The organism is Protofrankia coriariae (assembly GCF_001017755.1).
GTDB lineage: Bacteria > Actinomycetota > Actinomycetes > Frankiales > Frankiaceae > Protofrankia > Protofrankia coriariae.
Map to the genome: position 1 here is coordinate 30,992 of NZ_JWIO01000033.1, position 20,377 is coordinate 51,368.

At 70.4% G+C, this 20,377-nt stretch carries 19 protein-coding genes and 1 pseudogene; 10 read left to right on the forward strand and 10 right to left on the reverse strand.

Annotated features, from left to right (window positions below; translation table 11 throughout):
• Positions 1-173 precede the first annotated feature (173 nt).
• The 10 genes from FrCorBMG51_RS18135 to FrCorBMG51_RS18180 all read left to right on the forward strand — a co-directional run bounded on the left by FrCorBMG51_RS18135 (position 174) and on the right by FrCorBMG51_RS18180 (position 10,928).
• A complete protein-coding gene (locus FrCorBMG51_RS18135; RefSeq protein ID WP_052914808.1) occupies positions 174-1,418 on the forward strand; it encodes an acyl-CoA dehydrogenase family protein in 1,245 nt (414 codons plus the stop codon).
• Positions 1,408-2,292, forward strand: a complete 885-nt coding sequence (locus FrCorBMG51_RS25540) for an LLM class flavin-dependent oxidoreductase (protein WP_052914809.1) — start codon at positions 1,408-1,410, stop codon at positions 2,290-2,292. The genes FrCorBMG51_RS18135 and FrCorBMG51_RS25540 overlap by 11 nt, the downstream gene beginning before the upstream one ends.
• Positions 2,289-3,854 (forward strand): ABC transporter substrate-binding protein, encoded by a 1,566-nt coding sequence (locus tag FrCorBMG51_RS18145; protein ID WP_047224246.1) that lies wholly within the window; start codon positions 2,289-2,291, stop codon positions 3,852-3,854. The genes FrCorBMG51_RS25540 and FrCorBMG51_RS18145 overlap by 4 nt, the downstream gene beginning before the upstream one ends.
• Positions 3,855-3,873: 19 nt before the next feature.
• Entirely contained in the window at positions 3,874-4,911 is a 1,038-nt protein-coding gene (locus tag FrCorBMG51_RS18150) for an ABC transporter permease (protein ID WP_052914810.1), read from the forward strand.
• Positions 4,908-6,797, forward strand: a complete 1,890-nt coding sequence (locus tag FrCorBMG51_RS18155; RefSeq protein WP_047224248.1) for a dipeptide/oligopeptide/nickel ABC transporter permease/ATP-binding protein — start codon at positions 4,908-4,910, stop codon at positions 6,795-6,797. The genes FrCorBMG51_RS18150 and FrCorBMG51_RS18155 overlap by 4 nt, the downstream gene beginning before the upstream one ends.
• A gap of 33 nt (positions 6,798-6,830) precedes the next feature.
• Positions 6,831-8,135 carry an LLM class flavin-dependent oxidoreductase gene (locus FrCorBMG51_RS18160; RefSeq protein WP_086055548.1) on the forward strand — a complete coding sequence of 435 codons (1,305 nt, stop codon included), beginning with the start codon at positions 6,831-6,833 and terminating at the stop codon, positions 8,133-8,135.
• A 127-nt stretch (positions 8,136-8,262) separates the two neighbouring features.
• Positions 8,263-8,781, forward strand: coding sequence for an OsmC family protein (locus tag FrCorBMG51_RS18165; RefSeq protein WP_047224249.1), 519 nt, complete (start codon positions 8,263-8,265; stop codon positions 8,779-8,781).
• A 24-nt stretch (positions 8,782-8,805) separates the two neighbouring features.
• On the forward strand, positions 8,806-9,081 hold the full coding sequence (locus tag FrCorBMG51_RS18170) for a hypothetical protein (protein ID WP_047224250.1): 276 nt from the start codon (positions 8,806-8,808) through the stop codon (positions 9,079-9,081).
• A gap of 77 nt (positions 9,082-9,158) precedes the next feature.
• On the forward strand, positions 9,159-9,485 hold the full coding sequence (locus tag FrCorBMG51_RS18175) for a DNA-binding protein (RefSeq protein WP_200902490.1): 327 nt from the start codon (positions 9,159-9,161) through the stop codon (positions 9,483-9,485).
• 207 nt (positions 9,486-9,692) lie between these two features.
• Positions 9,693-10,928: a cytochrome P450 family protein gene (locus tag FrCorBMG51_RS18180; protein ID WP_047224252.1), complete on the forward strand. Its 1,236-nt coding sequence runs from the start codon at positions 9,693-9,695 to the stop codon at positions 10,926-10,928.
• Between the two features lie 222 nt (positions 10,929-11,150).
• On the opposite strand, the pseudogene FrCorBMG51_RS34975 reads toward FrCorBMG51_RS18180, so the two are convergent.
• The 10 genes and pseudogenes from FrCorBMG51_RS34975 to FrCorBMG51_RS18225 form a co-directional block, all read right to left on the reverse strand.
• Positions 11,151-11,615: pseudogene (locus FrCorBMG51_RS34975) on the reverse strand (DEAD/DEAH box helicase); the annotation flags it as partial.
• Entirely contained in the window at positions 11,575-13,779 is a 2,205-nt protein-coding gene (locus tag FrCorBMG51_RS18185) for a DEAD/DEAH box helicase (protein ID WP_476742201.1), read from the reverse strand. The gene FrCorBMG51_RS18185 and the pseudogene FrCorBMG51_RS34975, both read right to left, overlap by 41 nt.
• Positions 13,780-14,060: 281 nt before the next feature.
• Positions 14,061-15,056 (reverse strand): twin-arginine translocase subunit TatC, encoded by a 996-nt coding sequence (tatC, locus tag FrCorBMG51_RS18190; protein WP_047224253.1) that lies wholly within the window; start codon positions 15,054-15,056, stop codon positions 14,061-14,063.
• Between the two features lie 51 nt (positions 15,057-15,107).
• Entirely contained in the window at positions 15,108-15,422 is a 315-nt protein-coding gene (gene tatA, locus FrCorBMG51_RS18195; RefSeq protein ID WP_047224254.1) for a Sec-independent protein translocase subunit TatA, read from the reverse strand.
• A gap of 496 nt (positions 15,423-15,918) precedes the next feature.
• Positions 15,919-16,137, reverse strand: coding sequence for a hypothetical protein (locus FrCorBMG51_RS18200; RefSeq protein ID WP_047224255.1), 219 nt, complete (start codon positions 16,135-16,137; stop codon positions 15,919-15,921).
• A 181-nt stretch (positions 16,138-16,318) separates the two neighbouring features.
• Positions 16,319-17,392, reverse strand: coding sequence for a tyrosine-type recombinase/integrase (locus tag FrCorBMG51_RS18205; RefSeq protein ID WP_200902491.1), 1,074 nt, complete (start codon positions 17,390-17,392; stop codon positions 16,319-16,321).
• Between the two features lie 90 nt (positions 17,393-17,482).
• A complete protein-coding gene (locus FrCorBMG51_RS18210) occupies positions 17,483-18,655 on the reverse strand; it encodes a protein kinase family protein (RefSeq protein ID WP_047224271.1) in 1,173 nt (390 codons plus the stop codon).
• 114 nt (positions 18,656-18,769) lie between these two features.
• Positions 18,770-19,357: a recombinase family protein gene (locus tag FrCorBMG51_RS18215; protein WP_047224257.1), complete on the reverse strand. Its 588-nt coding sequence runs from the start codon at positions 19,355-19,357 to the stop codon at positions 18,770-18,772.
• 176 nt (positions 19,358-19,533) lie between these two features.
• Positions 19,534-19,914, reverse strand: a complete 381-nt coding sequence (locus FrCorBMG51_RS18220; RefSeq protein ID WP_200902493.1) for a PIN domain-containing protein — start codon at positions 19,912-19,914, stop codon at positions 19,534-19,536.
• Positions 19,911-20,168: a hypothetical protein gene (locus tag FrCorBMG51_RS18225; protein WP_047224258.1), complete on the reverse strand. Its 258-nt coding sequence runs from the start codon at positions 20,166-20,168 to the stop codon at positions 19,911-19,913. Before FrCorBMG51_RS18225 ends, FrCorBMG51_RS18220 begins: the two co-directional genes overlap by 4 nt.
• Positions 20,169-20,377: the final 209 nt, after the last annotated feature.

The following is a 20,377-nucleotide window of genomic DNA, read 5'->3' on the forward strand; positions in this document are numbered from 1 at the left end:
CCCCGCCGATCGGCTCGGTGCCGTGCGCCCGCTGACGAACGCGGGCCCGCGGACACCGACCGGACACCGCAGCCGAGATTGAGGCGCCTCTCAGGGCGCCGTCACAGCACCCGGTCGTGTCGACCTGGTCGTATCGCGGACCGGCCTGGCATGTGCCGGAGGAAGGGTTCCCCATGGCTGCGGCGGGCGTGACCGTCCCGGTGCTGGCAGGTGATGATCCGGCGGCGATCCTGGCCGCCGCGGACGCGGTCGCGCAGGTGATCGCCCCGGAGGCGGCAGCGGCCGACCGTGACGGCCGCTTTCGCCCGGCCAGCGTCGAGGCCCTGTGGCGGGCGGGACTTGGCAACCTGACGCTCGCATCGCGGCTCGGCGGCTCCGGGGCCACGCTGCCCACGGTCACCGAGGCGGTGGCGCGGATCGGTGCCGTCGACCCGTCCACGGCGTTGGTGTGGGTCATGCACCTGCTGCAGTTGCAGCTCGTGTCGGAGCCGGTCGACGTGTGGCCGGACGAGCTGCGCGACGAGATCGTCGCCGAGACGCTCGCCGGGCCAGCTCTGATCAACGCGCTGTCCGTCGAGCCGGACCTGGGCTCCGCGGCGCGCGGTGGCCGGCCCGCGACCACGGCCGTCCGTGTCACAGGCGCCGACGGCACGCCGGCCTGGCGCCTGTCGGGCCACAAGACGTTCTGCACCGGCAGTGTCGGGCTGCGCTGGCTCGTCGTCTGGGCGTCGGCGCAGGGCGAGAGCGGGCCGCTCACCGGGGCGTTCTTCGTGCGCGCCGACACGCCCGGGATCGAGATCCGCGAGACCTGGGACCACGTCGGCCTGCGCGCCACCGCCAGCCACGACGTCATCCTGCACGACGTCGTGGTCCCACCGCATCGTGTCGTCGGGCTCGCTCCGGCCGACCGTGAGCAGCCGTTTCGCAGCGGCACGTTCGTCGTGTGGGGCGTGGCGCTGCTGGCGGCGATCTACGTGGGCGTCGGTCGTGCCACCCGCACGGCGCTGACGACATACCTGCGCGAGCACGTGCCGGCCAGTCTCGGCGTCTCGTTGGCGACGCTGCCGCGGGTGCAGGCCATCGTCGGCGAGATCGAGGCGGAGCTGCTGATCGCCGAGACACTGACACGCGAGCTGGCCGCCGCGGGCGAGCACGGCGGCACCGAGGCCGAGCGCGCGTCCGCCCGGGCCACTCTGGTCAAGGCCGTCGTCACGCGCGCGGTGCTGGCAGCGACCGACCGTGCGCTCGATGCCGTCGGTGACGCCGGCCTGGCCCGCCACCACCCGTTACAACGTCACCACCGTGACGCGCTGTGCGGCCCGGTGCACACGCCTCAGACCGATTCCGTTCTCACCGCGGCCGGTCGCGCCGCACTCACCCCTGTCACCCCGACCGAGAGATCCCACGATGCCCGTTGAGCTGATCGGAGTGTTGTCCATCCAGGACCACTCCGCGGCTGGCGGCGATCGCCCCCGCGCGCAGCCTGACGCGGTGCGACGCCTTGCCCACGCCCATGAGGACGCCGGTTTCGACCGTGTGCTGGTGCCGACCGGCCCGTCGGTGCCGGACAGTCACCAGGTCGCCGCCTACGCGGCGTTGCAGACCGAGCGGCTCGGCCTGCTGATCGCGCACCAGCCAGGCCTGACACAGCCGACGGTGGCCGCGCGCGCCCTGTCCACGCTCGACCGGTTCAGCGACGGGCGCGTCGCGGTTCTCGCGCTCGTCGGCACATCAGAGCACGAACGACGTCGTGACGGCGACTTCGTGCCCGAACAGGACGCGCTCGCCCGCGACCGCGAGTACCTCCAGCTCCTCAAGCAGGCCTGGGCGGCACATGAGCCCGTCGACGTCGACGGACGCTTCTATCGCGTCCAGCACTACGTCAACCACATCTCCCCGCTGCGTCATCACATCCCGCTCTACATCGGCGGGTCGGGGGCGGACGTCGCCCAGCTCGCCGAGCAGGAAGCCGACGTCCATCTGCTGCCCGCGCCGCCCCGGCACGCGGGTGCCGGGAGCGCTGACACACATCCGGCCGTCGAGCACGGTCACGATGCGACCGGTGTGACCGGTGTGACAGAGGGGCATCGGCACACCGCGACCGGCGTGACCGTCACGGTGACACCCGACACGAACGTCCAGACCCTGCTCGATCATGTCGACGCCGGCGCGAGCGCGCTGGTACTCGACGGCTACGAGCTCGACCAGCGCGTACGCGACCTGATCACCCAGGTACGCGAGCACGCCGGCGCGGGCGCGGGCGAGCGCGTGACCCACGGAGCCGGGGCATGAGCGCCGCGGTTCGTTCGTGGCGCCGCGTCGCCCTGGTCATCCTGCTCGGCCTGGCGCTCGCGGCCACCGGCGCCGGCTGCGGCTCGGGCGACGACGACACCACCGGCACCCCCGCAAACGGTCCCGCCGTCGGGGGGACGCTGCGCTGGGCGGTGTATGCCAACCTCGGCTGGGATCCGGTGACGTCGGGGGCGGCGATCGAGACCCCGATCCTGGGCCTCGTCTACGACTCCCTGATCCGGCTCGACGAGCAGGGCCAGCCCACGCCGGGCCTGGCCACCGCCTGGAACTACTCCGAGGACGGCCGCACGCTCACGCTGAAGTTGCGTGACCACGTCACCTTCACCGACGGCGCGGCGTTCGACGCGCAGGCCGTGAAGGTGAACCTGGAACGCGGGAAGACGCAGAAGGACTCCGTGCTGGTGCCGCTGCTGACGGGCATCGCGTCGGTCGACGTCGTCGACCCGTTGACCGTGCGGCTGCAGCTCACCCGCCCGGACTACCAGCTCGTGCTGGTCCTCGGCGGCAAGGCCGGAATGATCGTCAGCCCGACGGCGCTGGCGGGCGACATCGCCCGGCTGGCGACCACGCCGGTCGGCTCCGGGGCGTTCCGGCTGACGAAGTTCGTGCCCGACGGATCGTCGTCACTGGTGCGCAACCCCGACTACTGGAACGCGGCGAACATCCATCTCGCCGGCGTGGAGCTGAAGTACCTCACCGACGCGCAGGTGATCCTGGCCGGTCTGCAGAGCGGCGAGCTCGACCTGGCCAACATCACCGGTGGCGGAGTCAAGGCCGTGGAGCGCGCGGGGCTGAAGGTCACGCAGTTCCCGAGCCTGGCGGCGAGCTCGCTTCTGATCAACGACTCGATCCCGCCGTTCGACAACCACACCCTGATCGAGGCGATCAACACCGCGATCGACCGCAGAGCGCTGATCGCCGCGCAGAGCGGAGGCATCGGCGAGCCCACCTTCCAGCCCTTCCCCAAGGGCACCGTCGGCTACAGCGAGGAGGTGGCCAACCTCTATCCTTACGATCCAGCGAAGGCTAGGAGCCTGCTGGCGCAGGCGGGCTACCCCAACGGCATCACGCTGCCGCCGATCACCTACGTCGACCTCATCGGCTACAAGGGCCTGACCGAGCAGCTTCAGGCCCAGCTCGCCGCCGTCGGCATCAGGGCCGAGCTGCAGGTGCTGCCGGTGACGCAGTTCGCCGACCGCGTGGTCATCAAACACGAGCTTCCGTTCACACCCGCCGTCCAACTCGGCCGTGAGTCGCCCCTGCAGCTGCTCGTCCAGCAGTACAGCAAGGACGGCCAGCTCAACGTCGGCCACAAGGCGAGCCCCCGGCTCACGCAGTTGCTCGCCGAGGCGGCCAGCTATCCGCTCGACAGCCCGCAGTACCCCGGGGCGCTGCAGGCGGCGACGGCGCTGGCCGCGCGCGAGAGCGCGATCACCTATCTGTTCACCCGTCCGACGGTCCTGGCCCACACCGCGAACGTCAGCGGTCTGCGGCCCTACGTCGTCTTCACCCGTCTGGAGGGCGTGCGGCTCGCGAGCTGAGGCCGCACCGGCGCTCTCGATGACAACGACGACAACAACGACGACGCCGTCCACGGCCGACACGGGCCGTGGACGGCAGACGCGGCGACGACACGTCGCGGGTGTGCGGGCCCGGCGCTGGGCCCGCACACTCCTGCTCGGCGCGCTGCCGGTGGCGCTGATCAGCACGTTCCTCGTCTTCCTCATGACGTACCTGGCCAGCGGTAACCCTGCCGCCCAGAAGCTGGGCGATCGTGCCACGCCCGAGGAGGTAACACGGCTCAACGCCTCCTGGGGCCTGGACAGGTCCTTTCCCGAGCAGTACCTCTCCTGGTTGGGCCATGCGGTGCGGGGCGATCTCGGGAAGTCGTACTTCAGCGGCCTGTCGGTGACGAAGAGCATCGGCGAACGGCTGCCGGTCGATGCCTCTATCACCCTGGTGGCGGTCGTCGTCGCGGTTCTCGCGGGCTTCGCCGCGGGCATTCTTGCCGCGCTCCGCCAGGGCGGCATCACCGACCGGGCGATCACCGTGCTGGCGGCGGCGGCGACCACGATCCCCGAGTTCTGGCTGGCGATCATGTTCGTCTCGCTCTTCTCGCTGACGCTCGGCTGGCTGCCCTCCGGCGGCTACGTGCCGCTGACCGAGGATCCAGGCCAGTGGCTGCTGCACGTGCTGCTGCCCGGCGGCTCGCTCGGCCTGGCCGTGGCCGCCCAGGTCGCCCGCCAGCTGCGCACCTCGCTGCTTGCCGCGTTCGGTGCGCACTACGTCCTGGGCGCGCGGGTCCGCGGCCTGTCCACGCCGCGGATCCTGTTCGGGCACATCCTGCGCAACGCCGCCGCCCCGGCCATCGCAACGCTCGGGCTGGCGATCCCGACGCTGCTCGGCGGGGCGGTCATCGCCGAGGCGATCTTCGGGCTGCCCGGCCTGGGGCAGTACGCGCTCAGCGGCGCGCAAAGCCATGACATTCCCGTCATCCAGGGGGTTCTCGTCGTCTCGATCGTCCTCGTCCTGTCGTGCAACCTCGCCGTCGACGCGTTCCTCGGCTGGCTGCGGCCCGCGACGCGGGGCACGCGATGACGGCGACGGCAACGGCCGCGCGTGTGTTCGCCGCCGTGCCCGCCCGCGTCGCGGGGGCGATACTCATCGTGCTCGCGGCCGTCACGGTGCTCGGCGAAACGCTGGCCCCGCACGACCCGCGCGCGCAGCAGGCGAAGCTGTTCGCGCCGCCGGGCACCGGTGGGTATCCGCTGGGCACCGACTACCTCGGCCGTGACGTGCTCAGCCGCCTGCTCGCCGGCACGGCGCCGTCGATACGCGACGCGCTCGCGATGGTCGGGGTCGGCCTCGCGCTCGGCGCGCTGCCGGGGATCCTCTCCCCCTTTGCCGGACGTGGCGCGCAGTTCGGGCTGCTGCGCCTCACCGACGCCCTGATGACGCTTCCTCCGATCGTCTTCGCGATCGCGGTCGCGGGCCTGTTCACCGACGGTGAGCTGGGCGTAGTGATCGCGATCGGTGTGCTGCTCGCCCCGCGCTTCTTCCGCGTCATGCGCGCGGAGACGCTCGGCTTCGCCGGCGAGCAGTACGTCGAGGCCGCGCTGCTCGCCGGCGCCTCGCGCGGCTGGATCCTGCGCCGCCACATCGCCCGCAAGGTGCTGCCGACGCTCACCGTGGCGGCCACCACCTCCGCCGGCTTCGCCGTTCTGGCCATCGCCAGCCTCGGCTTCCTCGGCCTGGGCGTCCAGGCTCCCGACCCGACCTGGGGCGGGATGCTCGCCGACAGTGTCGAGCACCTTGCCGACGACCCGCTCGCGCCGGTCTGGCCCGGGCTGACGATCGGCCTGACGGTCTGGGCGCTCAGCGCGCTGGCCGACGGGCTGACCGACGGCCTCGCGCGCCACGCGCACCGCCCCGGCGAGGCCGGCAACACCGATGGAGCAGCCGAAACAGCCGAAACAGCCGGAGCAGCCGGAGCAGCCGGAGCAGTCGCGGCCGACAGCTTCGACGACCGGGACGGCGCATTGCCCGCTTCCGCGGCTGAGGACCCCGCGCGGATCGTGCCAGCCCAACCGCTCGCGCCTCACACCGAGCGCGTGGCGGCGGACGGCCCGTCCCCCGGCCGCGGGCCCGTCCGGCCGCAGGAGATCACCACGCGGCGGCCGGCCGCTCCCTCGCTGCTGACCGTCACCGGCCTGCGCATCACGGTCCCCGGCGCCGACGGGCCACGGGAGGCGGTCCACGGTGTGGACCTCACGCTGGGCAGCGGCGAGGCGCTCGGACTCGTGGGCGAATCGGGCAGCGGCAAGACCCTGACCTGCCGCGCGCTGCTCGGCGCGCTGCCACCCGGCTGCACGATCGGGGGCGGCCGCCTCGTGCTCGACCACAACGATCTGACCACCTACACGGCGCGTGACTGGCGCGCGCTGTACGGCACGCGCATCGGAGCCGTCTTCCAGGACCCGGCGGCCTACCTCAACCCGTCCCTGAGCGTCGGCCGCCAACTGACCGAGGTGCTGCGCGTCAGGGGCGGCCACTCACGGCCCGCCGCGCGTCGCCGCGCGCTCGAGCTGCTGCGCGCTGTCGAGCTACGCGATCCCGAACGCGTCTACGGCCAGATCCCCACCCAGCTCTCCGGCGGCATGCAGCAGCGCGTCATGCTCGCGCTCGCGATCAGCTGCGAGCCGGATCTGCTGATCGCCGACGAGCCCACCAGCGGTCTTGACGTCAGGACCCAGGCGGAGATCGTCGCGCTCCTGCGCTCGCTGCGCGAGCGGACCGGGCTCTCCCTGCTGTTCGTCAGCCACGACATCGCCGTCGTCTGCGAGCTCTGCGAGCGCCTTGCCGTCTTCCGCGACGGGCGGATCGTCGAACAGATCACCACCGCCGGCCTGCTGGCAGGCGAAGCACGCCACCCCTACACGCGCGCGCTGGCGGACGCCTCCAACATCCAGCGCGCCGTTGCCTGACCGTCCGTCACGACCTGGGAGCTCCCGACCATCATGCCTATTGAGATCATCGGCCCGCTGCTTACCAACCAGGCAACGGAGATACACCCGGGCGGCCCGCCGATCGACCGCGCCTTCCTGCGCCGCCTCGTCCGCGCCACCGAGAAGGCCGACTACGATCGCGTCCTCGTCACACTGACCTCGGTGATACCCGACCCGCTCTACGTGACCACCTACGCGGCCGCCCACACCGAACGGCTCGGCTTCCTGATCGCCCATCGGCCCGGCTTCACCCAGCCGACCGTTACCGCGCGGCAGTTCGCGACGCTCGACGAGATCACCGGCGGGCGTATCGCGCTGCACACCATCTCCGGCGGTATCGAGGCCGAACAGCGCCGCGACGGGGACTTCCTCGACAAGCCCAGCCGCTACGACCGCAGCGGCGAGTACCTGCGGGTCCTCAAACAAGCGTGGACCGCCGAGCGGCCCTTCGACCATGACGGCCGCTTCTACCGCATACGCGGCGGCGAGCCGGCGCCGACGTACCAGCGGCCACGCATCCCGATCTTCTTCACCGGCTCCTCACCGGACGCGTACCGGGTCGGTGGCGCCGAGACCGACGTCTACGCGTTCTTCGGCCAGCCGCTTGACCAGATCGCCGAGGAGATCCAAAACGTGCGGGCGGCTGCCGACGCCGCCGGCCGCAGCCAGAGCCCGCGCATCAGCGTGTCGTTCCGTGTGATCATCGGTGCGACCGAGAAGCTCGCGTGGGAGCAGGCGGAGCGGATCCTGCTCACCGTCAGGCAACGGCTGGCGCGCTTCGGAGGGCCCAAGGAGCTCGACGGACAGCCGAAGGAGGCGCCCCCGGTCAGCTTCCAACGCCAACTGGAGGCGGCTCGGCGCGGCGAGCGCCACGGCAAGGTGCTGTGGACAGCGCTGGCCGCCGCGACCGGCTACGGTGGCAACAAGATCACACTGGTCGGCACGCCGGACACGATCGTCGAGGCGCTGCTGGAGTACATCGACATCGGAGTCAGCACGCTGCTGCTCACCGGCTTCGACGTCTACGACGACACCGTCGCGATCGGCCGTGAACTCATCCCGCTGCTGCGCCAGGAGGTCGCCCGACGCGACCGGCAACGGATCGCGGACGGCGAGNATCGCGGACGGCGAGCCGCCGCTGGGCGCGGCACCCGTGGGCGCCGCCGGCTGGCGGGCCGCGCCGGCTCCGGCAACCGCCTGACGACAGCCGAGAGATCACCAGCCTTCGTCGATGAGCGACACGCCGGCCGTGCGGCCGGCCGGGTCCCGTCATCGCCGTGGCCGTCGGAGCGTGCTCCGCCCATCAGGCGGAACTGACACACTGGCGGTCTCAGGCCGCGCCACCTGGCACGGACACCACCTGGCACGGCACGGAAGGGCGGGTGGTCCGGGCCGCGCCCGCCAGGTGGCGGCGGAGGTCTTTCCCCTCTTGTCGGGAGGTCGGGTGGATCCGCACGGGCAGCACCGCTACCAGGCCCGCTGCCGCTGGGAGGGCTCGACGGCCGCCGGCTACGAGGGGTACGACCGGGGGCATCACGGCGAATGCCCGCCCGCGCCCGCGGGCGTCCCGCTCAGCGCGGACCCCGCCTTCCGCGGCTCACCCGAGCATCCCAACCCCGAACAGCTCCTGCTGCTCGCGGCGGCGTCCTGCCAGCTGCTGTCCTTCCTGGCGGTGGCGGCCCGGGCGCGGGTGGACGTCCGTGACTACTCCGACGACGCGGAGGCGGTCATGCCGCACGGGCGGCGGACGGGCCTGAGCCGCATCCTGCTGCGGCCACGGATCGTGGTTGCCGGGGACGTCCCGCTCGAGCGGCTGCACCGCCTGGTGGAGCTGGCCCACCAGGAGTGCTACATCGCGAACAGCCTGCGCTGCGAGGTCGACATACAGCCCACCTTCGTCCGGATGCCGGTGTATGCGCCCGGCCCGGTGAACCGATCGGACGTGACGACGCCGCTGTCGTAACAGCAGAAATGTTACAGTACCCATATGAGTATCCATGAATACCCGCTGGGTGAAGGCCCTTCTACTCGGTTGAGCCTGTCCCTTCCTCAGGGGACCGCTGACGCCGTACGTGAGCTGATCGGTAAACGCGAGTTCTCCGGCTTCGTCGCAAAGATGATCGAGGACCGTATTCGCCGCGAACTCCTCGCCGAGGACATCCGTGTCTACCAGGAAGAGCACGGCGCGTTCACGGACGACGAGCGGGCCTGGGCGCATGAAGCGCTCACCGGCACGGTTGCGCAGGAGCACGACGCTGCGTGAAAGTCTCAGCTACACAGGGGACCCTTGTTCTTGACTGCGCGGGACTGTCCGGCTTCGTCGAGGGGCGGCGAAGGGTCATGGTCGTCCTGGACGAGGCACAGCGCATGGAATGGAGGGTCAGGACCTGCGCCGCAACCATCATCGAAGCGACACACCCCAAGACAGACGCGGCGCGCATGACCTGGATCCTCTCTCGCGTCCAGGTGGAATCCCTCACCAGGGATGCCGCACGAGCCGCGTCGGCACTGCTGCGGGCCGCGAATCTACATGGGCACAAGTACGCCATCGACGCCATGGTCGCAGAAATGGCGCTGCGTCAGCGAGGGCCAGTAGCCATGATCACATCCGATCTGGATGACATGGCCCGACTATGCGGCCCCGGCGTCCGCCTGATTCCGCTCTGACGGTTGAGAAATAGTTTTCACCGTTATTTTCGTCGCGCTCATCGTCGACGGGCGCAGGCGGCTCCGGTCTCATACTGTCGATGCTGTGACGTGCGCGCGTGCGTCGAACACGGCCGAATCACGCGACCGAGGGACTGAACGGTCGTGACAGCAGCCGTTTTCGCCCTCGATTTCACGGGTGGAAGCATCCAGCAGAAGGAATCCAGTATGAGTGAAGTCACGCAGGCGGTTCCCGCGGCCGAGCTTTTCACCCCGGAGTTCCGTCTCGACCCGTATCCGACGTACGCCCGGCTGCGGGAGAACGCGCCGGTCTGCCGGGTGCGGACGCCCAGGTTCGAGACCTGGATGGTCACCCGGTACGCCGACGCGAGGGCAGTGCTCTCCGATCCGCGGCTGAGCAAGGACATCGACCGGGCCGGGGATCTCTACCTGCAGGTCTTCGGGGAGAAGTCGGTCGCGTTGAACCGGAACATGCTCAACGCGGACCCGCCGGAACACAGCCGGCTGCGCCGCCTGGTCTCCCAGGCGTTCACCCCGCGCCGTATCGATGCGCTGGCCCCGCGCGTCCAACAGGTCGTGGACGACCTGCTGGACCCGATCGTGCCCGCCGGCCGGGCCGAGCTGATCAGCGAGTTCGCCCTGCCGCTGCCGATGAACGTCATCTGTGAGCTGCTCGGCGTCCCGGTCGAGGACCGTGAGCAGTTCTTCAGCGGCACGCAGGTCATCCGCACCCAGGGCACGGCCGGGCGCAGCAACGAGGAGGACCGGGCCGCCATCCAGGAGGCGCAGCAGAATCTGTACGCCTATCTGACCAAGCTGGTCGGGAACAAGCGCGACCGGCCCGGCGACGACCTGATCAGCGCGTTGATCGCGGCCCGTGACGGCGGCGGGAAACTCTCCGAGGAGGAGCTGGTTTCGACCGCCTTCCTGCTGTTGTTCGCCGGCCACCAGACAACGGCCGACTTCATCGGGAACGCGGTCACCGCGCTGCTGACGAACCCGGACCAGCTCGACCTGGTGACGAGGAACCCGGACCTCCTGCCGGGCGCGATCGAGGAGCTTCTCCGGTTCAACGGATCGGTCCCGGTGGCGAGCTTCCGGCTGGCGACGGAGGATGTCGAGTACAGCGGGGTGCGTATTCCGAAGGGCTCGATCGTCACCGTCGTCCTCAACGCGGCGAACCATGACCCGGCGCATTTCACCGACCCCGACGGTCTGCACGTCGACCGGACGGACAATCCGCACATGGCCTTCGGGTACGGCGTCCACTACTGTCTGGGTGTGTCGCTGGCCCGGATGGAGGCGCGGACCGCCCTCGGCACACTGTTGCGCAGGTTGCCCAACCTGGCGCTCGAGGTGGCGCCGGAGAACCTTCGGTGGCTGCCCGCGGCGTCGTCCTTCCGCGGTCTCCTCGAGCTCCCGGTCCGCTTCGGTGACACATGAAATGAAACATGAAAAATGACATGTGAAATGACACGTGAAAACGGCGTCTGAAAGCGGCGTGTGCGGCTGGTTCCTGAAAGCGACGACGGGGATTCCGCCCCGCCGCGGGAAGTTATATCGACATGGCGTAGGCGACGACGCCGCGGCGGACGGCGTCGANNGGACGGCGTCGAGCCCCGCTCGGGCGGTACCCCGCACGGTCGAACCCTCCGGGGCGACCTGGACGATCTGGTCGAGCAGGTCGATGAGCTGACGCATCCAGCGGACGAAGTCACCGGCGGTGAGGTCCAGACCGGAGTCGGTCAGGACCTTCTCCAGTGACTGTCCGGACGCCCAGCCGAACGCCACCCAGGCGAACCCGGGCTCGGGCGGGCGCAGGAAGTCCAGCCCGTGGGCGGCCTCGACGTCGCGCAGCCGGCCTGCGATGCGGGCCGTGGCCGTAAGCGCGTCCCGCAGCCCGGGGTCGCCGGGTGTCTTCGTCGCCGCCGTCTCCTCGCCGCGGGGCTCGTAGACGAGCGTGGAGACCGCCGCGGCGAGCGCGGCCGGTGACAGCCCCTCCCACACGCCGTCGCGCAGGCATTCGGCGACGAGCAGGTCCTGCTCGGTGTAGACGCGGCTGAGCAGGGCGCCGACGTCGGTGACGGTGTCACCTCGCAGGTAGTCCAACGTTTCCAGGGCCGCGCACACCCGGTCGAAGATCTTCGCGACGGTGTTCGTGCGGTTCTCGATGCGTCGCTGCAGGGTGTCGGTCTCCCGGCGCAGCTTCGCGTGGCGGTCCATGACGCGCAGGTGCGCGTCCCGGTCCGGGCAGCCGTGCACGGGATGGGCGCGCAGCACGCGGCGCAGCCGGGCGAGTTCGGCGTCGTCCGCGGCGGCGGCCCGGGCGCGGGCCCGCNCCCTGCTCGGGCGGGACGTCGATCTGACGCAGCGACGATGCCAGGTCACGGCGCGACTGCGGTGAGCGCGGGTTGAACGTCCGCGGCACCCGCACGCGGCCCAGCGCCTCGACGGCCACCGGGAAGTCGACCGTGGACAGCCGGCGGACCTGCCTGTCCACCGTCAGGACGACCGGGCGCGGACCGTCGTCGCCGTAGCCGTTCACCCCGGGGTCGAGCACGACTGCCAGGCCGCTGCGCCGGCCGGCCGGGACGCGCACGACATCCCCGACCCGTAGCCGGGACAGCGCCTCGAGCGCTTCGGCGCGGCGACGGTTGGCGCCCTCCCGGGACAGCTCCGCCTCGCGGGCGCGGATCTCCTCGCGCAGGCGCGCGTACTCGCTGACCGGGCCCTGCTCGCAGGTCAGCTCGGCGGCCAGCTCGGCGAGCGCGCCGTTGTTGCGGCGGACCTGCCGGGCCAGGCCGACGACCGCGCGGTCGGCCTGGAACTGTGCGAAGGACGACTCAAGAACACTCCGGGCCTCGGTCCGCCCGAGTCGCCCGACGAGATTGACCGCCATGTTGTACGACGGCCGGAACGACGATCGGAGCGGATAGGTGCGGGCCGACGCCAGCCCCGCCAGGGCCACCGGGTCGAGACCGGGCTGCCACAGCACGACCGCGTGCCCCTCGATGTCGATGCCGCGCCGCCCGGCCCGCCCGGTGAACTGGGTGTACTCACCCGGGGTGATGTCGGCGCGGGTCTCGCCGTTGAACTTGTTCAGCCGCTCCAGGACGACCGTGCGCGCCGGCATGTTGATGCCGAGTGCCAGGGTCTCGGTGGCGAACACGGCACGCACGAGGCCGCGGACGAACAGCTCCTCGACCACTTCCTTGAACGTGGGCAGCATCCCGGCGTGGTGCGCGGCGATGCCGCACTCAAGACCGTCCAGCCACTCCCAGTAGCCGAGTACGCGCAGGTCGTCCGCGGGGATGCTCGCGGTACGGGCGCGTACGTGCTCGCGGATGGTCTGCCGCTCCTCCGTCGTGGTCAGCCGCAGGCCGGCGCGCACGCAGGCGAGCACCGCGGCCTCACAGCCCGCCCGGCTGAACACGAAGGTGATCGCCGGGAGCAGCCCGGCGCGGTCGAGATGGCGGACGACCTCGGGCCGGCTGGGCACCCAGGGCCGCTCGCGCGGTGCGGCGACGGCCCCGCCCCGGCCACGCGGCCGCGGTGGGCGGCGGCTGTCCTGCCGGGACAGGCGGATCAGATCCGGGTTGATCCGGGGACGCGCGGCGGCGGGCGTCTCGGGGGTCGCCGCGTCCCGCTGGGTGTGCGGGGCGCCGTCGGGGGCGAGCGGGCCGGCGACGAACAGGTCGTGCAGCTGCCGGTCGGCCAGCACGTGCTGCCACAGCGGCACCGGGCGGTGCTCGGAGACGACGACCCGGGTGTGGCCGCGGACGGTGATCAGCCATTCCGCGAACTCCTCCGCGTTGCTCACCGTCGCCGACAGCGACACCAGCTGGACATACGCCGGCAGGTGAATGATCACCTCTTCCCAGACGGCTCCGCGCTGCCGGTCGGCGAGGTAGTGCACCTCGTCCATGACGACGAAGGCGAGCAGGTCGAGCCGTTCCCGCCCGGCGGGCTGCGCGTAGAGCATGTTGCGCAGGACCTCGGTGGTCATGACGATCACCGGCGCGTCCGGGTTGCGGGTGGTGTCGCCGGTGAGCAGGCCGACCGCGTCAGCGCCGTGGCGGGCGACGAGATCGGTGTACTTCTGGTTCGACAGCGCCTTGATCGGGGTCGTGTAGAAGCAGCGCTGCCCGCGGGCGAGCGCGAGATGGGCGGCGAACTCGCCGACGACCGTCTTACCGGCCCCGGTGGGCGCCGCGACCAGGACGCCCTCACCGGCGTCGAGCGCGGTGCACGCCTCGATCTGGAAGGGGTCGAGACCGAAGGGATAACCGCCCATGAAGTCGGTCAGAGCCGTGGGTATGGCCGCGGGAAAAGCCCCGGGCCCGGACGGCGGGCCCGCCGGCGCGGTGGACACTTCGTCAGCCTACGCCCACGCCGCCGGGCCGTTGCCGGGCGGATGTTCACCGAGCCTGGTCGGCTTTGACATGGCCGGCGGACCGAGCTGGACGCCCGCTCGGATGGACTGAATGATCATGTCGGGTGATGCCGTCAGGTGCCGTCAGGCGATGCCGGACGGCATTAAGTTACGCTAAGTGATATCAGAGATGCCAGGCGATGTCAGGTGATGTCGATGTGGGTGGCGTTCGGCGAGGAGCCCGGAGCGCCGGTCGCGCCGACGGCGGTACCCACCGGGTCGGCGGACGCCGTGGGCCTTGCTGGTTCTCCCGCCACCGGATGCGGCAGGTCGAGGTCCAGCGGTGACGCCTCGTCGTCGTCGAGGCCGGCGTAGGGCGAGGTGTCGCCGTGGCGGGCCTTGCGCCTGTCGTTGGCCCATCCGATCACGAGGGCGACCTCGTACAGCACGACCATCGGCAGGCCGAGGGCGATCATGGTGAACGGGTCCTGGCTCGGTGTCACGATCGCGGCGAAGACGAAGACGAGGAAGATCTCGGCGCGCCGCCACGAGCGCAGTTTGGCGGTACTGACCACGCCCGCCAGGTTGAGCATCGCCACCAGCAGCGGGATCTCGAAGGACAGCCCGAACACGAGCAGCATGGCGATGACGTAGCTGAGGTACTTGTTGACGTCGAGGACGCTGACGAGCCCGTCCCCGCTGAATCCGAGCAGGAGCTCCAGCCCCGTGCTCAGGGTCAGGTAGGCGAAGAAGGCGCCGAGGGTGAACAGGACCAGCGAACAGCCGACGAACGTCAGTGACCAGCGGCGTTCGTGCCGGTGCAGGCCCGGCGTGATGAACGACCAGAGCTGGTAGAGCCAGACGGGCGAGGAGAAGACCGCCCCTGCGATCATCGAGATCTTCAGCCGGATCATGAAGGCGTCGAGGATGCCGAAGAATGCCAGCTGACACTGCCCGTCGACACCGGAGCGGACGTCCGCGGGCAGGGAGCAGTAGGGCTCCTTGAGGAAGTTGAAGATGTGCGGCTCGAAGTAGAAACAGACCGCCGCGGCGACGGCGAGCGCGACGAGTGCTTTCACCAGCCGGTCACGCAGCTCCCGCAGGTGCTCGGTGAGCGACATCCGGCTGTCCTCGACCGTCCTGGTACGGCGGAACTGCATCGCCTGCGCTATCCGCCGTGGCGTGGGAAACGCGGGCACGGACCGGCTACTCCTGCTCGTGGGAAAGGCGGTTGATGGTCTTCGACCCGGTCAGCCCCGGGTGCTGTCGCCCGCGACGCCGTTGACGCCGCTCGACGCCGGCTGCGAGGCGACGGACGGCTGGCCGGCCTCGATGGGCCGCGGTGCCGGCTGCGCCTGGGGCTGCTGGGGCTGCGGCTGCGGCACGGCGGCCGAGGGAGCGGCGGCCTGGGCCTGCTCGTCCTGGCTGAGCCCCTTGGTCTCCGCCTTGAAGATCCGCAGTGAGCGCCCGAGCGAACGCGCGGCGTCGGGCAGCTTCCTGGAACCGAACAGCAGGATGACGACGAACGCAATAATCAGAAGCTCGGGGGTACCGAGGTTGGGCATGGCATGCGTCCTTTGCTCCGGTGCCCGGCCCGTCGACCGGGGCGTGTTTGATGCTACGTCGGCCAGCCTTGCCCCGTCAGACGGCGGTCACATGTACACCGCATGACAGGCGGGCGACGCCTCAGGCCACGACGTGGCACCCGATGCCGCCGGCGGAGCCGCCCTCACCTGCTGGAACGCCGTACGACGCCACGGTACCGGCCGCGGTCTGGCGCGCATCAACCTGGTGCGACCGTCGGGCCACCCGGCCGGTGTGGAACACGGCGTTGAACCGGGCGACGCGCCATTCCCGGACGTTGCCAACACCATTCTAGAGACCGCTGCCAGCGGGCCGTGAGCGCTTCCGCCGAGGCGGTGCCGATGTGCCCGTCACCGGTTACTCGTCACCGGTACTCGTCATGGTGGCCGACAGCGCCGAGAAGAACTCCGGCGGAGACGCCGAACCCTCGCCAGCAGGGCTGGAGTACCGCCCGTAACGTCGGGATTCCGGTGGGTGTCAGGCCGGGATCCGTTCGTTCAGCCGCGCGGTCACCTCGACGGCGTCCAGCCGGGCCGCGAGCGCGGCGGTCTCCTCGGTGAGTGTGGACAGCCGGCCGCGCAGCTCGGCGGCCTCCTGGTTGACCTGCCCGACCTTCCCCCACAGCCGCCACGCCAACGTGGCGAGCAGAACGAACGTCAGCAGAACCAGACCAAGATCGATGAGCAACCAGCGCATACGATCAACCTACCCGCCCACCGCCCCCGGCACCGGTGAGCTCCGCCCGGACCAGCCGCCGCGCCCGGCCGAGGCGCCGCCGGGCCCATCGTCCAGATGATTTGTGACGGGGTTGACGGGCGCACGTCGGGGGCGACCGGAATACGGCCGGAAGCCGCCATGGCGATCATGCGGCGGAGTGTTACTCATCGGTGATGAGGTGGTCGAGGGCGCGGATCTTGTCGTCTTCGGTGGGTTGGGTGTAGATCCGGACGGTTTCGAGGCGGGTGTGGCCGAGGAGTTCGGCGACGGTGACGAGGTCGGTGCCGCCGCGGACGAGGCTGGTGGCGAAGGTGTGGCGTAGGACGTGGGCGGTGGTCTTCTCATCGAGGCCGGCGGCTGCGGCGATGGTGGTGATGATGGTGTGGGCGCCGGCGGTGGACAGCCGGCCGCCCTGCTGGTTGAGGAACAGTGCGGGGCCCTCGGCGCCGGGCCAGTCCGCGCGTTCGCTGAGCCAGCCGGTGAACGCGGCGCGCAGCGGCGGGTGGATGGGGACCTGGCGGACCTGGTCGCCTTTGCCGTGGATACGCACGCTGCCTCTGCGGGCGGACAGGGCGACGTCGTCGATGTCGAGGCCGACGGTTTCGGCGATGCGGGTGCCGGCATAGAACGGGGTGAGGGCGAGGGCGGCGTCGCGGGGCGAGGGCCAGCGCTCGACTTCGCGTAGGAACCGCACCGCGGCCTTGCGGGTCAGCGCGCGGGGTGCGGTGCGGGGTAGAGGGGCGCGGGCCGCGGTGGCGGGACCGAGTCCGGTGCGGGTGTAGAAGTCGTCGACGGCGGCGAGGGCGTTGTTCACCGTGCGCGGGGCGCGCTTGGTGACGTTCTGCAGGTGGGCGCGGTAGTCGCGGACGGCCCAGTCGCGGGCGGCCTTCTCCGTCAGCGGGTCGCCATCAAGCGTGGTGTCGGCGAGCCAGGCCAGGTACTGGCGGACCTTGGAGGCGTAGGTGCGCCGGGTCTGCGCGGAGACCGGCGCACGGGCCAGCGCCGTCGTGTAGGCGGTGAGGACCACGGTGTAGGACTCGGAGAGCGCGACCGCGCGGCGGCCGGGCCGGCTCGACTCCGGAACCGTCTCCCTGTTCTCTAAAGCCGATCCGGTGGGCTCCGCGCCGCTCGGGTGCGCGTTCTCTAGGGGTCGCCGTAGTTTCCGCCGAAAATCGGGCGGATATCGATGTGACCGGCCCTGGTAGATGGCAGGGTGGGTCAGGAGGTCAGCCACGACCAGACTGGCTATGGAGGCATCGCCGGTGGTCTCAGGTCATCCCCCATCGACGGGGGCTGGACAGCGTCTCGGTGGCCTGATGGCTGATCAGGCAGGAGAGCCAGTCGCCGGTACCACCAGTCGCTCGACGTCGGTGATGAGTTCGGCGACTCGCTGGTAACGCTGCGACGTGTCGTTCGCCGCGCACTTCTGGACGATCCTGCCCACCTCATCGTTGGTGGTCTTCAATGCTTCCCTGCCGGTGAAGATGTAGGAGAGCACGAAGCCGAGGGAGTAGACCTCGTTGGGAACGCCATAGTCCTTGAAGCTGCTCAGCGACGGGTCCCGGATCGTGCCGCGCATCTGCGTGCTCGTCCGCGTGAAATCCGAGGCGTGGTCCTTGACCAGGCCGAAGTCGGAGAGCTTCACCAGCACCGCGCCGTCGCCGTACACCTTGAGCATGACGTTCTGGAGGCTGACGTCCCGGTGGAGCAGGTTCTTGTAGTGGATGTAGTTGATGCCGTAGAGGAACTGAAGAGCGATCCTCTTGCGCGCGTCGGGCCGTAGCTCGCCGTTGCGCCTGGCGATGTAAGAGCGGAGCGTCTCGTCGCAGTACTCCATCATGTACTCGTTGCGGTCCTCGTCGTACCGGTAGACCTCGACGATGTACGGGTGCTTCAGCCCCTTCAGGACCTCGAACTCCCACTTGAACCGGTGGAGGTCGCGCTCGTCGAGGTCCTTCTTCGCGCGCTTGACCGCGAACCGGATGCCGTAGTCGGGGTCGGTGAAGGAGTACACGATGGCGTACGACCCTTCGCCGACCATCTTCAGCGGGGGCGTCGCACGGCGGGCCTTGAGCCTGGCAGTCGTCTCCGGCCTGGCGAAGACCGGCTCGAACTTGATGAGTCGGATCTGTTCGAAGTCCTCGGGCACGGCGCTGCCGCCGCTCGGGGAGAGCCACGGGGTGCAGCGGTCGATGGCCGTGCGGTAGCCGTCGGCGAAAACCACCTCGAAGCCGGCGGTCTTCAAGCAGCCGAGCGCGTCGTCTAGCTCTTCGATCAGCGCCAGCATTTGCCGGCTCGACTCGGCCCAGTAGTGCCTTGTGCTCTTCGCCCTGTCGTTGATCGAGCTGAAGTGCTCGTTCAGCCGCTGGTGAAGGCTGGCGAAGACATGACCGAACCGGGCATCGTCGGCGTAGAGCCTAGTGAAAGCCTCCGGGGCAGGCGTCCCGGCGTAGCGACCTGTCAGGTCGGCAAGCATCAGTTCCACAGGGTCGGCCACCGCCGCCGTCACTCCCGCCAACTCACCTGATTAATAGCGCAGCCGGACCTCGGTTCATCCGGTTGCGGTGCCCCCCGCTTACAGCGACCGGGCGGTCCTGGTCTGGGGTACTTCTCACTTCGCCGGTGTCTTCGGCGTCAGGGTCCGGTAGATCGTGGGCCGGGTGACCCCGAACTCATCGGCGATCTGCTGCACTGTGTAGCGGCGCTTTCCGTCGTCGCCTTTCTCCGCGTACATCGACCGGGCCAGGTCCACCTGGCGGGGCCGCAGCTTCGGCTTCTGGCCGCCGGTCCGGCCGCGGGCCCGGGCGGCCTCCAGGCCCTCGCGGGTGCCCTCCACGATGAGTTCCCGCTGGAACTCGTCGATTGCGGCGAGCAGGTGGAACACCAGCCGTCCCTGCGGGGTGGTGGTGTCGATCTGCTGCTTGAGCACAACCATCCCGACGCCGCGGGCCGCCAGCTCGGCCGCCAGCTCGATCATGTGCCGCAGCGACCGCATCGCGCGGGACAGGCGGGTGATGATGAGCACGTCGCCCTCGCGGAGGTAGGCGAGGGCCTTGTCCAGCTCAGGGCGCTCGGCGAGCTTCCCGGAGACGCCGCGGTCGATGAACAGCTTGTCGCACCCGTAGGCGGTGAGTTCATCGACCTGGGTGTCGTCGCTCTGGCCGCGCGTACTAACGCGGGCGTAGCCGATCCTTGCCACCCCAAGATCGTAGCGGAAACGGTAAAGCGCTTTACATAGGCGCGTACGCGAGTTCCGTTACGCCGGCCCCCTGGGGAAACGAACCGTCCGGCTCCGTGTCCGCGAACGTTCACTTCCCGTGCGCCAGAACCCGGACAAAACCCACCTCAAAAGATCTTGAAAAAGTAGGCGACCGCTCACTGGCTTAGGTCGAGGATGCGCACCGGCTGACCGGCCCACCGGTCCGGCGCCGCCGTCGCGACGACCGCCCCGTCAGGACGCTCCGGGGTGGGAGCGGCGGCATAGCGGGTGTGCGCCACCGCCCACCCGGTGTCGCGGGCGACCGCGAGCGCGGCCACCAGGTCCAGCTCGAGCACGGTGACCGCGGGCAGGGCGGCGATGTGCTCGGCGGTCCCGGGCCGGGTCCGGTCCGCCTCCACCAGGGCGCACGCCGGCGCGTAGAGGAACCAGTCCGGTTCGGTGTGGGCCCGGTGGATCAACCGGGACGCCAGCCGGTTGCCGTAGCCGGCGGCGACCATCGCCGCGTCGTCGAAGACGACGTGCAGCGCGTCCGTCACCGCGCCGCCGCCCGGCCCAGCCGCCGGTCCAACTCGGCATCCAGCCGCGCGGCCTCCTCCTCGGTCGGGTCATAGCCGTTCCACGCCTGCAACGCCACCCGCGCCCGCTCGGCCCGGGCCGCCCGCTCGGCCGGGGTCAGCACCGTGGCGGCCAGCCGGGCCAGATAGGCACGCAGGGACAGCCCCTCGGCCGCCGCCACCGCGGCCAGCCGATCCCGGGCATCCACGGGAATCCGCACGTTGGCATCGGCCACCGGGCTCCTCCTTCACGCTTCACGACTTCCCCCAGGGTACGGGTACGTAGACGTACCCGTACACCATCGTGCGTCCCACGCAGACGATCGTGAACCATCGACACATCAACACATCGACGCTTTGAGACATCTACGCCGCCGACGCCGGCATCACCGACCCGGGGGTCGAGGAAGATCCGCGCGGATTGGGGAGTGTCTCGTGATCAGTG